General features: G+C 69.5%; 10 protein-coding genes. 2 read left to right on the top strand and 8 right to left on the bottom strand.

Annotated elements, in window-relative coordinates; translation table 11 throughout:
- Positions 1 to 31 precede the first annotated feature (31 nt).
- Positions 32 to 1,483: a cellulose binding domain-containing protein gene (locus AC5WS8_RS06890; RefSeq protein WP_496102377.1), complete on the top strand. Its 1,452-nt coding sequence runs from the start codon at positions 32 to 34 to the stop codon at positions 1,481 to 1,483.
- A 145-nt stretch (positions 1,484 to 1,628) separates the two neighbouring features.
- Here AC5WS8_RS06890 and AC5WS8_RS06885 read toward each other — a convergent pair whose 3' ends face one another.
- The 4 genes from AC5WS8_RS06885 to AC5WS8_RS06870 form a co-directional block, all read right to left on the bottom strand.
- On the bottom strand, positions 1,629 to 3,062 hold the full coding sequence (locus tag AC5WS8_RS06885) for a GH1 family beta-glucosidase (RefSeq protein WP_496102376.1): 1,434 nt from the start codon (positions 3,060 to 3,062) through the stop codon (positions 1,629 to 1,631).
- 142 nt (positions 3,063 to 3,204) lie between these two features.
- The gene (locus AC5WS8_RS06880) at positions 3,205 to 4,113 is read right to left on the bottom strand and encodes a carbohydrate ABC transporter permease (protein WP_496102375.1); all 909 of its coding nucleotides are present in this window, start codon (positions 4,111 to 4,113) and stop codon (positions 3,205 to 3,207) included.
- Between the two features lie 10 nt (positions 4,114 to 4,123).
- Positions 4,124 to 5,134 (bottom strand): carbohydrate ABC transporter permease, encoded by a 1,011-nt coding sequence (locus AC5WS8_RS06875; RefSeq protein ID WP_496102374.1) that lies wholly within the window; start codon positions 5,132 to 5,134, stop codon positions 4,124 to 4,126.
- A gap of 5 nt (positions 5,135 to 5,139) precedes the next feature.
- The gene (locus AC5WS8_RS06870) at positions 5,140 to 6,465 is read right to left on the bottom strand and encodes an ABC transporter substrate-binding protein (RefSeq protein WP_496102373.1); all 1,326 of its coding nucleotides are present in this window, start codon (positions 6,463 to 6,465) and stop codon (positions 5,140 to 5,142) included.
- 374 nt (positions 6,466 to 6,839) lie between these two features.
- Between AC5WS8_RS06870 and AC5WS8_RS06865 the strand changes: the two genes are divergently transcribed.
- Positions 6,840 to 7,895, top strand: coding sequence for a LacI family DNA-binding transcriptional regulator (locus tag AC5WS8_RS06865; protein ID WP_496102372.1), 1,056 nt, complete (start codon positions 6,840 to 6,842; stop codon positions 7,893 to 7,895).
- Between the two features lie 626 nt (positions 7,896 to 8,521).
- Here AC5WS8_RS06865 and AC5WS8_RS06860 read toward each other — a convergent pair.
- The 4 genes from AC5WS8_RS06860 to AC5WS8_RS06845 all read right to left on the bottom strand — a co-directional run bounded on the left by AC5WS8_RS06860 (position 8,522) and on the right by AC5WS8_RS06845 (position 12,538).
- Positions 8,522 to 9,049 carry a hypothetical protein gene (locus AC5WS8_RS06860; protein WP_496102371.1) on the bottom strand — a complete coding sequence of 176 codons (528 nt, stop codon included), beginning with the start codon at positions 9,047 to 9,049 and terminating at the stop codon, positions 8,522 to 8,524.
- 14 nt (positions 9,050 to 9,063) lie between these two features.
- Positions 9,064 to 10,356: a NucA/NucB deoxyribonuclease domain-containing protein gene (locus AC5WS8_RS06855; protein ID WP_496102370.1), complete on the bottom strand. Its 1,293-nt coding sequence runs from the start codon at positions 10,354 to 10,356 to the stop codon at positions 9,064 to 9,066.
- A 106-nt stretch (positions 10,357 to 10,462) separates the two neighbouring features.
- Positions 10,463 to 11,083 (bottom strand): hypothetical protein, encoded by a 621-nt coding sequence (locus AC5WS8_RS06850; protein WP_496102369.1) that lies wholly within the window; start codon positions 11,081 to 11,083, stop codon positions 10,463 to 10,465.
- Between the two features lie 111 nt (positions 11,084 to 11,194).
- On the bottom strand, positions 11,195 to 12,538 hold the full coding sequence (locus tag AC5WS8_RS06845) for an endonuclease domain-containing protein (protein ID WP_496102368.1): 1,344 nt from the start codon (positions 12,536 to 12,538) through the stop codon (positions 11,195 to 11,197).
- Positions 12,539 to 12,859: the final 321 nt, after the last annotated feature.

Raw genomic sequence — 12,859 nt, 5'->3', positions numbered from 1 at the left:
ACCCCCCCGTACCAGCGAAGGCAGGCACGCGATGAGCAAGGCGCACCGGCGCAGGATCAGCGGCAGGAACAAGGCGATCGGCGGCACGGTCGCCGCCGTCGTGGTCGGCGGTGGCGCCCTGGTGGTCACCGGCACGGCACACGCCGCCGGCGTCGGCGCGGCGTACACCAAGACCAGTACCTGGTCGACGGGTTACACCGCGCAGTACGTGATCACGAACGACAGCGGTCAGGCCAAGGGCGACTGGACGCTGCAGTTCGACCTGCCCTCGGGAGCGAAGCTCAGCTCGCTGTGGGACGGCACGCCGACGGTGAGCGGACAGCACGTCACCGTCAAGCCGCCGTCCTGGGACAAGAACGGCATCGCGGCGGGTGAGTCGGTGACCGTCGGCTTCGTCGTGAGCGGCTCCGGGGACCCGACCGGCTGTCTCGTCGACGGCGCGAAGTGTTCCGCCGACGACGGCGCGACCCCGCAGCCGAGCGGCCGTCCGACCCAGTCCCCGACCTCGGCGCCCACCCCGCCTTCGACCGCCGCTCCGTCACCCACCCCCACGAAGACCACCGGAGGCGGCACCGGCACCGGATCCACCACGAGCGCCCGCTTCTCGCCGTACGTCGACACGTCCCTCTACCCGGCCTTCGACCTGGTCGCGGCGGCCGGCGCGACCGGCGTGAAGAACTACAACCTGGCGTTCGTGACCGACGGCGGCGGCTGCACCCCCAAGTGGGGCGGCGTCTCCGACCTCGGCCACGACGCGGTGGCCGCGCAGATCGGCGCCCTGCGGGCCAAGGGCGGCGACGTCCGGGTCTCCTTCGGCGGCGCCTCCGGCTCGGAGCTGGCCACGACATGCTCCTCCGCCGACGCGCTGGCAGCGGCGTACGGGAAGGTCGTGGACGCCTACGGACTCACCAAGCTCGACTTCGACGTCGAGGGCGGCGCGCTGCCGAACAGGGCCGCGAACACCCGACGCGCCCAGGCGATCGCCAAGCTGCAGCAGCAGCACCCGGGCCTCGATGTGTCGTTCACGCTTCCGGTCATGCCGGAGGGCCTGACCCAGGACGGAGTGAACCTCCTCGCCGACGCGAAGTCCAACGGCGTGAAGATCGCAACCGTCGACATCATGGCGATGGACTACGGCCCCGCGTTCAGCGGCGACATGGGCACCTACGCCGAGCAGGCGGCGACCGCGACGCAGGCGCAGATCAAGAGCGTGCTGGGCCTGAGCGACAGCACGGCCTGGAAGACGGTCGCGGTCACCCCGATGATCGGCGTCAACGACGTCTCCTCCGAGGTCTTCAAGGTCGACGACGCCGCCCAACTGGTGGCCTTCGCCAAGTCCAAGGGCCTCGGCCGGCTGTCCATGTGGTCGGCCGCACGCGACAGGCAGTGCGACGGCGGCCCCAAGCCGACGGCGGACCCGACGTGCAGCTCGATCACGCAGGACAGGTTCGCGTTCTCGAAGGCGTTCGGCGCTTACAACTGACCCAAGCCCCTCGCGGCCGTGGCCCGAGCCCCTCGCGGCCGTGGCCCGAGCCCCCCGCGGCCCGAGCGACCACGCCGCGCGGCCACCACCGGGGCGCGGCACCTCCCTCCCGTGCCGCGCCCCGGGCTCACCGGCCCCCGGTGGTTCAGTCCTCCAGCGGCGGCAGCTCGCCCGTCCGCGCCGCCCGGCCGTACCAGTGCGCGCTGGACTTCGGGGTCCGCTCCAGGGTCGTGTAGTCCACGTACACCGCCCCGAACCGCTTCCCGTAACCGTACGACCACTCGAAGTTGTCCATCAGGGACCACAGGAAGTAGCCCCGCACGTCCGCGCCGTCCGCGATGGCGCGGCGCACCGCCGACAGGTGCCCGTGCAGGTACGCGATCCGCTCCGGGTCGTGGACGTGGCCGTCCGGGTCCGGCTTGTCGTCGTAGGCCGCGCCGTTCTCCGTGACGTACAGCGGCAGGCCCGGCGCCTCCCGCGTGTAGCGCATGATCAGCTCGTGCAGCCCCGTCGGGTCGATCGTCCAGCCCATCTCGGTGCGCTCGCCCGGGGTCTGGTGGAAGGCCACGTCGTCCGCGCCCGGCCAGGGCGAGTGGTCGCTCACGCCGTGACCGTCCGGACGCGGACCGCCGGCCTTCTCCTCGGCCGCCGACACCAGCGTCGGGGTGTAGTAGTTGAGGCCCAGCGCGTCCAGCGGCTGCCGGATCGTCGCCAGGTCGCCGTCGTGCACGTGCGACCAGTCCGTGACCGGCGCCGTGGCCGCCAGCAGGGTGTCCGGGTACGCGCCGTGCAGCATCGGACCGTGGAAGACGCCGTTCGCCAGGTCGTCGATCTTCCGGCCCGCCGCCAGATCCGCCGGGTCCTGGGAGACCGTGCGCACCACGGAGGAGTTGAGGCTGACCGCCACCGCGTTGCGTGCCGGCATCACCGACCGCAGGGCCGAGGCGCCGAGGCCATGGGCCAGGTTCAGGTGGTGGGCCGCGCGCAGCGACGCCGCCGCGTCCGTACGGCCCGGGGCGTGCACCCCGGAGCCGTAGCCCAGGAACGCGCTGCACCACGGCTCGTTCAGAGTGATCCACTGCTCCACCCGGTCACCCAGCGCCTCGCCCACGATCCGCGTGTACTCGGCGAACCGGTACGCCGTGTCACGCTCCGGCCAGCCGCCCGCGTCCTCCAGCTCCTGCGGCAGGTCCCAGTGGTAGAGGGTGATCGCCGGCTTGACGCCGTGGGCGAGGAGTTCGTCCACCAGACGGCGGTAGAAGTCCAGACCGCGCTGGACCGCCGGGCCCCGGCCGGTGGGCTGGACACGCGACCAGGAGATCGAGAAGCGGTAGGCGTTCAGGCCCAGCTCGGCCATCATCGCCACGTCGTCGCGGTAGCGGTGGTAGTGGTCGACAGCGATGTCACCGGTCTCGCCGCCGGCGGTCCTGCCCGGCGTATGGCTGAAGGTGTCCCAGATGGAGGGCGTACGGCCGTCCTCCCGCACCGCCCCCTCGATCTGGTACGCGGAGGTCGCCGCGCCCCAGAGGAAGGCGGGAGGAAAGGTCACCGGGTGTGCCGGCTGTGCGGACTCAGGCATGGAAGCGCTCCCATATGAGGTCGTGAGGACCGACGAGTCGGGCGTGGGCAAGGGGTGGGGCGGGGGGAGGAGAGGGGAAGGGGCCGGAGCGGCGGCGATCCGGCCCCCGTACGCCGGGAGCGGCGGCAACGGCGGGCGGGCGTCAGCCCTTGACCGCGCCCTGCATGATGCCGCCCACGATCTGCTTGCCGAAGATCGCGAAGACCAGCAGCAGCGGCAGCGTACCGAGCAGCGCGCCCCCCATGATCAGGGACTGGTCGACGGTGTAGCCGCGGCCCAGGCCCGCCAGGGCGACCTGCACGGTCGGGTTGCCGGTCTGGGTCAGGACCAGGAACGGCCACAGGAAGTCGTTCCACGCCTGTACGAACGTCAGCATGCCGAGCACGGCCATCGCGGGCCGCGCCGCGGGGAACACCACGTTCCACACCACGCGCCAGCTGCTCGCACCGTCCACCCGGGCCGCCTCGATCAGCTCGTCCGGCAGCGCCTGGATCAGGTACTGCCGCATGAAGAACACGCCGAACGCGCTCACCAGCGACGGGAAGACGACCGCCTGCAACTGGTCCGTCCAGTCCAGCTTCGCGACCATCATGTACAGCGGGATGATGCTCAGCTGCGGCGGCACCATCATCGTGCCGATCACAACCAGCATCAGGATGTTGCGGCCCCGGAAGCGCAGCTTGGCGAAGGCGAACCCGGCGATCGTGGACAGGAAGACGATGGCCGCCGCAGAGGTTCCCGCGACGATCGTGGTGTTGACGAACGCCTTGCCCAGGTTGGCCTGGCTCCAGGCGACGTCGAGGTTGTGGAAGAGGTTCCCGCCGAACCAGAACGGCGGAGGGCTCTGCGCCAGCCGGTTGTTGGTGCGGGAGGCGGCGACCGCCGTCCACACCAGCGGGAACAGCGAACCGAGGGAGAACAGCGCCAGGATCGTGTACGCGATCGGGCCCGCGTGCATCTGCCCGCCCGCACGGGCCGACTTCGGGCGCCGTATGCGCTTCAGCTCCTTGCGTGCCGCATCGGTGGGAGGAGGGTTCAGGGTCGTCGTCACGGCCGGTCTCCTAACTACTGGCGCGCAGCCGGCGCGAGATGACGTAGTTGACGACGCCGATCACGATCAGAATCAGGAACATCGTCCAGGCGATCGCGGAGGCGCGGCCCAGGTGCTGGTTCACCCAGCCCTGCTCGTACAGGTACAGACCGAGCGTCTGGAACTGGTGCTCCGCACCGCCCGACGCGCCCTTGTTGGCGTCGAAGATCAGCGGCTCGCCGAACACCTGGCTCGCGCCGATCGTCGAGACGACGCAGGTGAACAGGATCGTCGGGCGCAGCTGCGGCAGCGTCACATGGAAGAACTGCTGCCAGCGCGACGCGCCGTCCAGTGCCGCCGACTCGTACAGGTCCTGCGGGATCGCCTGCATCGCCGCGAGGTAGATCAGCGCGTTGTAGCCGGTCCAGCGCCAGATGACGATCGTCGACACGGCGATCTGGGACGGCCACTTGTCGTTCTGCCAGTCGATCTTGTCGATGCCGAAGAAGTGCAGCGCCCAGTTGATCATGCCGTAGTCGCGGCCGAACAGCAGGACGAAGACGAGCGAGGCCGCGGCGATCGACGTCGCGTACGGCGCGAGCATCACGACCCGGTAGAAGGTCGAGCCGCGCAGCTTGTAGTTGAGGATGTGCGCGAGGCCCATGGCCATCAGCAGCTGCGGAACTGTGGAGATGACGCCGATGGTCAGGGTGTTCTTCGCCGCGTTCCAGAAGAAGTCGTCGTCGAAGATCCGCGTGTAGTTGTGCAGGCCCGCCCACTGCATGTCGGTGGGCGCGGTCAGCTCCACCGTGTGCAGCGAGGCCCAGCCCGTGTAGACCAGTGGGAAGAGCCCGAAGGCGGCGAAGAGCAGGAAGAAGGGGGAGACGAAGGCGTACGGGCTCCACTTGATGTCCCGCTGCCAGCGCCGGGACAGACGGGCGCGGCGCCGCCGCTCCGCCTCCGTGGGGGCGGCGGGCGGGCGGGCCGGGGCCGCGCCCCCCTCCTTCGCGGGGGGCGCGGCGATGTCGTGCCGGGTGGCCATGCCGGTCACTTCTCCAGGTTGTTGTCGATGGTCTTGGTGGCCGTCGCCCAGGCCTCCGCGGGCGTCTTGCCCTTGGTGACGAGGATGACGCCGTTGTCCGTCAGGCCCTGCTGGATGATCTGGTCCTTCGGGCCGATGACCTGGACCGGGATGTTCTTGGCGGCCTCCGCGAAGATCGTGCCGATCGGGGCGTCACCGGTCATGTCGTTCTTGGCCCCGGTCACCGCGGACATCGTGTACGCGCCGGGTGCGCTCGGGAAGGAGCCCTGGGTGGCGAACAGCTTGGCCTGCTGCTCGGGCGCGGTGAGCCAGGCGACCAGCTTCTCGGCCTCGGCGACGTTCTTGCCGTTCTTCGGCACGGTCAGGAACGAGCCGCCCCAGTTGCCCGCCTTCGGCGCCTGGGCCACGTCCCACTTGCCCTTCGCGTCCGGCTTCGACTGGCCCTTGATGTAGCCGAGCATCCAGGGCGGGCAGGACATGGCGGCGAACTTGCTGTTGGCGATCGTCGTGTTCCACGCGGGCTGGAACTGGGTCTGCGCTCCGACCAGGCCCTCCTGCGCGGCCTTCGCGGTGGTGTCGAAGGCGGCCTTCACGGCCGGGTTCGACTTGTAGATGACCTTGCCGGAGGAGTCGTAGAAGCGGGTGCTCTCGCCGGCGAGGATCGCCTGGAGCAGACCGCCGGGGGAGTCCATGAAGGTGGTGCCGCTCGGCGCCTTCTTCTTGTACTGCTCGCCGGCCTTGACGAACTTGTCCCAGCTGCCCGCCCACAGCTTGCTCACGGCGTCCCGGTCGGTGGGCAGGCCGGCCGCCTGGAACAGGTCCTTGCGGTAGCAGATCGCCAGCGGGCCGATGTCGGTGCCGAGGCCGATGGTCTGGCCGTCCTTGGTGGTGGCCTGCTGCCACTTCCAGTCCAGCCAGTTGCTCTTCTGCACACCGGAGACCTTCGACAGGTCCACCAGCTTGCTTCCGAAGGTGCTGGTGACCTCGGCGATGTTGCCGACCTCGACGGCCTGGACGTCCATCAGACCGCTGTTGGTGGTCAGGTGGTTCACGAGAGCGGGGTAGTAGTTCTCGTTCCGCTCGATCGCGTTCTCCTGGATCTTGATGTTCGGGTGGAGCTTCTCGTACTCGGCGTAGAGACCGGCCTCCTTGAAGCCCATCGTGCCGAACAGACCCAGCGTGATCGTCGTCTTGCCCTTGCTGTCGCCACCGGAACCGCCGTCGCTGCTCCCGCCGCTGTCGTTGGCGCAGCCGGCCAGCAGTCCGGCGCCCAGCACGGCGACGGCCGCGAGGGCTGTCGCCGTGTGGCTGGATCGGGTACGTGCTCGCATGTCGTCCTCCAGTTGCCCTGACGTGCCGACCCCCCGGCCAACTTCTGTGCTGGGCCCGTGTCTTGTCGCTGCGGCTCGGGCGGGGAACGTGCGGGATGTGTATGGGGCAGGTACTGTGGGAGCGCTCCCACAAGTGATGTGTTGAAGAGTCGTGGGTCCGGGCGGGGGTGTCAAGGGAGCGGACGGTGTCAGATGCGTTCAGTTATCGGGACGTTAACTGGGCTCCGTGCGGGGCCGCCCCGACGCGACGAGGGCGGCGGCCGGCCACGTCGGGGCCGCCCTGGCGGGGCCGGCCCCGGCGGCGGCCGCGGAGCCGCACGGGGCTGTTACATTCCAGGCCGGACGCGCGACGCGCGGTGTGACGGGAGGCGACCATGACAGGCCACGGAACGCGGGGCCGGAGTGGCCGGCGGCCGACCCTGGAGGAGGTCGCCGCACGGGCCGGCGTGGGGCGCGGCACGGTCTCCCGGGTGATCAACGGCTCACCGCGGGTGAGCGACGCGACCCGCGCGGCCGTCGAGGCGGCGGTCGCGGAGCTGGGGTACGTGCCGAACACGGCGGCCCGGGCGCTGGCGGCGAACCGTACGGACGCGATCGCCCTCGTCGTCCCCGAGCCGGAGACGCGGTTCTTCGCGGAGCCGTACTTCTCGGACATGGTGAAGGGCGTGGGGTCCGCACTGTCGGACACCGAGATGCAGCTGCTGCTGATCTTCGCGGGCAGCGACCGGGAGCGGCGCAGGCTCGCGCAGTACCTGGCGGCGCACCGGGTGGACGGTGTCCTGCTGGTCTCCGTGCACGCCGACGACCCGCTGCCCGACCTCCTCGCCCAGCTGGAGATCCCGGCGGTGATCAGTGGCCCCCGCTCGGCACGGGAGCCCCTGCCGTCGGTGGACTCGGACAACTACGGCGGCGGCCGTTCGGCGGTCGAGCACCTGATCGCGCACGATCGCACCCGGATCGCGACGATCACGGGCCGCCTCGACGTGTACGGCGCCCAGCGGCGCATCGACGGCTACCGGGACGCGCTGCGGGACGCGGGACGAGAGGTGGACGAGGACCTGATCGTGCCCGGTGACTTCACCGAGGAGGGCGGCCGCCGCGCCATGACGGCACTGCTGGCGCGCCACCCGGACCTGGACGCGGTGTTCGCGGAGTCGGACGTGATGGCGGCGGGCGCGCGCCAGGTGCTGCGCGAGGCGGGCCGCCGCATCCCGGACGACGTGGCCCTGGTCGGCTACGACGACTCGGCGATCGCCCGCCACATGGACCCGCCGCTGACGAGCGTGCGCCAGCCGATCGAGGAGATGGGCCGGGCGATGATCGACCTGCTCCTGGACGAGATAGCCGACCGCCGCCCGGTGGTTTCCCGGACCTTGGACCGGCGGCAGGTGGTGCTGCCGACGGAGCTGGTGGCGCGGGACTCGTCCTGAGGCACCCGAGGCGGGCACCCGGCCCGCGGTTCGGCACGGCATGCGGGTCAGCCCGGCAGCGTGCTGTCGATGTCCCTTGCCGCATGCGGCAGTTCGGGCCACCGCCGCTGCTCCGCGGCCGGGCCGACCGCGCGACGCGGGAACGGCACCCGGTGGTGGTGATGGCCGACAGGGCGGAACCGAACGCCTGAGGGCCCGGCGAGGTCGTGGCTCGTGGCGGCCCCCTGGGTGCCGGGTTTCGACGGCACGTGTCCAGGGCCGGGAAACAGTTCAGCCGGTGACCTGCTTCCGCAGGTCACCGGCTGATGACCGAGGGTGAGTGACGGGACTCGAACCTGTTTCCTATCCCTATCGTGACCTGCGTCTTTGCTGCCCACGTAGGCAAATCCGGGCATACAGGTGACGGGTGATGGCGCTGGATGACGCTGTGCCGCATCCGGTTTGGCCATGGCCAAACGCTCCCGTTGAGGACGGCGGGTGCGCGCAAGGCGGGGGGTTCGTACCCTCGTGCGCTGTACACCGGACAGGGCCGTCCTGCCCTGGCGGCCCTCCATGCTTCCGTCGACGTCCGAACGGTGACGTTCCCCTCGTAGCGTGGAGTCCCGGTGCACGACAAACGCGGGCTGTCAGTCGTCATCCTCGTCGTACGGTTCTGGCTCCCGGACGAAGCCCAGGTCGAGTACGTAGCGCTCGTCGGCCGGGCATCGGTCCCAGGCCTGCCGGATCAGTTCGGGCGTCCAGTCGTCGTCGATCCTGCTCAGGACCTCGTCGTAGTAGACGGAGGCAGCTGCTCGTCCAGCCCACCACGCGTAGCCCTCGTACACGCCCGGTCGGGGCAGAGTCATCTCGCCCGCCGGGCCAAAGGTGAGCTGGTTGACGACGAGGATGCCGGTCACGGATTCGATGCTGACCGGAACGTGTCCTTCTGCGTCGGCAGGGGGCTTGGGTGGCGTGTCCCAGACCCGGATAATGACGCGTACCTTGATGTCCGCTTGCAGGCTGAGGAGGTACAGGTGGTAGCCGTTGCCGGCCACCACCTGTACCTCGGCGGCGCTCAGGGCGGCTTGGTCGCCGAGGTAGGCGTCGGCGTCATGGACCTCGATGATGCTGCGGTCGGGCCGCGCGGTGACGCTGTATTCGGCGAGGAGCGCCATGAGAGACCTTTCTGTCAGTCGGTGATCTTGACGTAGAAGGGGTCGTCGTCCAGGACGCGGTTGGCTGTGTACATTGCGTCGATCCGCTGGCCGCCGGCGTGGTTGTCTGTCCCGGTGATCAGACGGACGGAGTACCGGTTGTCACCTTTGGTCGAGCCTTCCTTGGTGCTGGCGAAGGGGTACTCGTCACACTGCAGTCCGCTGCCCGTGTAATCACCCCACACCTTCTTACATTCCTGAATGGACTTGGTGCGGTTCGCATCCTGCTTGTCCTGGTTGATCAGTCGGTGAAGAGGCTCCTTCTCCCCGGGGACGGTCTTGCCCGCGAAGGACGGGAAGGTGCGCTCCGGGTGCTTCAACGCGTCGTAGATGTGCTGGGCGCTCTCCTTCACTTCAGAGTCCCTCCGGCTCATGACGAGTTCAACGCGGGCTCCGGTGAAGACGGTACCTTTGTACTTGCCTGCCACGCGTCCGGCGTAGTCGAAGCGGACGGCGGAGTGGTAGGCGTCGACCTCCTGGTAGGGGGAGACGCTGGGCGACTGGACGTTGATGTCCAGGAAGACCGTCGCCGCGACCTTCTGCTGGTTGCCGTTGTTGAACTGGGCGCCCAGGTCGGGGGATGTGTACGTGAGCGTCCACGTGGGCTTGTTGTTCCAGGCGCCGAGGAGTTCGTCACGCTGAACCGTGCTGGGAGCGGTGATCTGCGGGTTGGGATCGCTGTCGCCGGCGTCGATGCCGTCTCGGAGGAACTGCCCGATGCTCCACTTGGTGGCGTCCTCGGTACCCGCGGTCTGAACACGGATGTTCTCGACGCTGGCGACGTAGTCGACTCTGCGGCTTCCGTCATAGGCGAAGCCCAGGGTCCACATGTCGAACCAGAGACGACCGATGGCCTCGGTGCCTTTCTTGTCGCGCAGAATCAGGTCATACGGCTTCTTCTGGCAGCTCTCGAAGCGGCTCTTGATCCAGCCGGTCTGGGTCTTCGCGGCTGCCGCCTGCTTCTCGCACTGCCGGCGCAGGTCGGTCTGTTCGTCGGCGGGTGCGCGCCGGACTGCGTGCCCGAGCGGTGCCTGCTCTCCGTGTGAACGCTGGTAGGCGGCGAACGGTACCGGGTGGTTCATTTTCTGGAGCTCGGACTTGGGAACGGACGCGGCGTCGATGAACCCTGCAGTTGTCGCGTGTGGTGAGGTGCGAGCCTGATCGGGTGCCGCGGTCGCTGCGCTCGTGGTCAGGAGGGTCACGGCGCAGGCGGCTGCCGCTCTGCGGGCCCAGCGGACCAGTCGTATTCGGTGGTTGAGGTGCTGCATGCGGAGCTGCTCCCTGTGAAGCACTGCGAAGTCTCGGATTCGGAAGGCGTCGGCCGGAATTGCTCGTGGTGGCCGTGGCGGACGGCGGCTTACTGGTTCCGTCCGGTCAGGAACGGCACATCTCGCCCCAGCACGCTTCGAGGAGCTGGCCGGTCTGAGCGGAGTAGACGGCGGTGAAGCCGCGGTAGCGCCGGTGGGCGTGCTCGAGTCCCGGCGTCGTCTGCTGGGAGCTGACGGTCCAGGTCGGCGTCGTCCCGGCATCCAGGGTCCGCACTGCGGTGGTTGACGACCGGGTGAGGTCCACGTGCTGCGGGTCGACGGCGAAGGAGTGCGCGGCGCGCTCGCGGAGGGATTCTGCACTGGGCGTGTCGCCGGCGGTGCGGGCGGCCATGGCCTGCGGCTTGGCCTGTAGGGCGACGGCGTTGCACACCTGGGCGGTCTGCACGCACTCGGACAGGCCGGGAACCGTCTGCAGGCAGCTGTCAGGGTCCTGGTCCAGGCACGCGGACAGGGCCTTCTGGTCGACGCCGTTGAAGGTGGCCGGTACGCCCTCGATTTCCAGCAGGGAGGCCCACGACGTCGGGTCGTCTGCGGCCTGCGTGGCGGCGACGCGAGCCCCACTTCGAGGGCGCGGCGGAGTTCGGCGAGTTCCAGGGTGATCTCTCCGTCGGGTATGGCGGTGCCCGTACGGCAGACGACGCTGACGCTCGGTCAGGCGCGATGCCACCGCTCGGGCTTCGCCCGCAACGGACTGATCAACTCATCGAAACGCCCGATACCACGCCAACGAGTATGTACCGGAAGTAATCCGTAGATCTCCGACGGCTTCGGTGCCCGCTCAGAACAGTTCCAGGTCCTCACCGCTGGTGTCCGCGATGACTGGCCGGAACTGGGCGGGGAGGCCGTCCAGGCGGTCGGGACCGGCCGCAGCGGCCACGGCAGGGGCCGTCTCGGCCAGCCAGGCGCGAAACCGTTCGGCGGCTTCGCGGTAGGGGACTTGTGCCAGGACGCGGTGCTCGCCGGAGGGGCAGAAGTCGACGGCGACAGTGAGCAGGCAGGAACGGGGCGCATTCTGACTGCCCGTCCAGGACACGCGCAGGACGCCGCAGGGCTTGCGCCCGCGGGGGGCGCGGTGGGTCGGGCGCAGTGATCGGCAGGCTATGTGGGCGGTCCATGCGGCGAGGTGGGGCAGGGGCAGGGTGGTGCGTGCGCGGCAGCCGGGGCAGCGGTGCCAGTGGCGGAGCCAGTCGTCGGTGTCGGTGTGGAAGAGGCGTGTGTAGCGGTTCGCCACGCGGATGTCGTTGCTGTACAGGTGGTCGGGGCGTTCCTGTGTGTTGCAGGACTGGCAGACGGGGGCGCGGACGTAGCCGTGTTCGTGGCAGTGGTCGAGCACGGTGGCGGGCGCGGTGCGGCAGACGGCGCATGCCCACCCGGCCACCCTGCGGGAGGTACCGGGCTTCCTGCTGAGTACCGAGTACAGCCGGCCTTCGAGTTCTTTGTCGTACGGGCGCAGTGAGGCGGTGGGGGTCCCGGAGCTCGGCGTCTGCCGACCGTCGGCGGCTCGGGCCTGCCGGGGGTGGGAGGGCGACTCGGCGGCGGCTGCGCTTGCCTGGCGGGTCCGCGCGGCTTGCACCCACTGCGTTTCGGTGTGCTCGGCAGCATCCAGCAGCCTGACCACAGCGCGCGGCAGCCACCACGTGCGCTGCCTCCCGTCGCGGGTCTGCTCGACGAGTATCTGTCGCCAGTCGATCCCCGCCAGATGGTACGGGCGGCCGAGGTCACGTCGTGCTGCCCGCTCGGGGCCGCCCAACTCCTGCAGTTCCCGGGTGATGCGCCGACGCCAGCGCAGCGGCGTTTCCTCGTTGCACTCCTGCCTCGGCGCCCCACGAAACGGACCGATGCGGACCAGGTCCTGCCGGTTCATCCCCACCGCGTTCAGTTGCGTGGCAGCCCGGCGCACCTCAAGCTCCGGAACACTCCACTGACCGCCGCTCGCCCTGACTGTCGCCACTACATGGCTGCCGAGCAGGACGTACCCCGCCCGGGCATGGGCAGGAGAGCGGGTGAATGCGCCAGAAGCCGTCGGCACGGCGCTGTCGGCCGTCAGATCGACCCAGAGAGCGTCCGCGGCATCCGGAGTGATCAGGCCGTCCGTGCGATCGGGCATGACACGCTCTGACATACCGACAGACTAACGGCCTGCAACGCCGCAACGAGTTCCAAGCGCCTCGGTCAGCGCGGACGCCCGACATCCCTGTCGGCCGCAGCCGCAGTGGCTCGGCTGCTGGACCTCGAAAACGTGGACGGGCCCATGGCTCTGGTCAGAAACCGTCACTCAGCGGCGGATCGATGCACGGAAAACTGCACAGTGTGCGACCGGGTGCATGCCTTAAGTGAGGTTTCATGCGTACTTGCGGCGTCACTCCTTCCCGGGCGACTTGGATCGCGGGTGGATGGGCCGTGGTTCGGCCGTGGCCAAACGGCAAACAGGCCCTTGACTTGC

Source organism: Streptomyces sp. PTL18 (assembly GCF_059510295.1).
The sequence above is the reverse complement of the archived record's forward strand: the minus strand, read 5'-3'. Positions and strand labels throughout refer to the sequence as shown.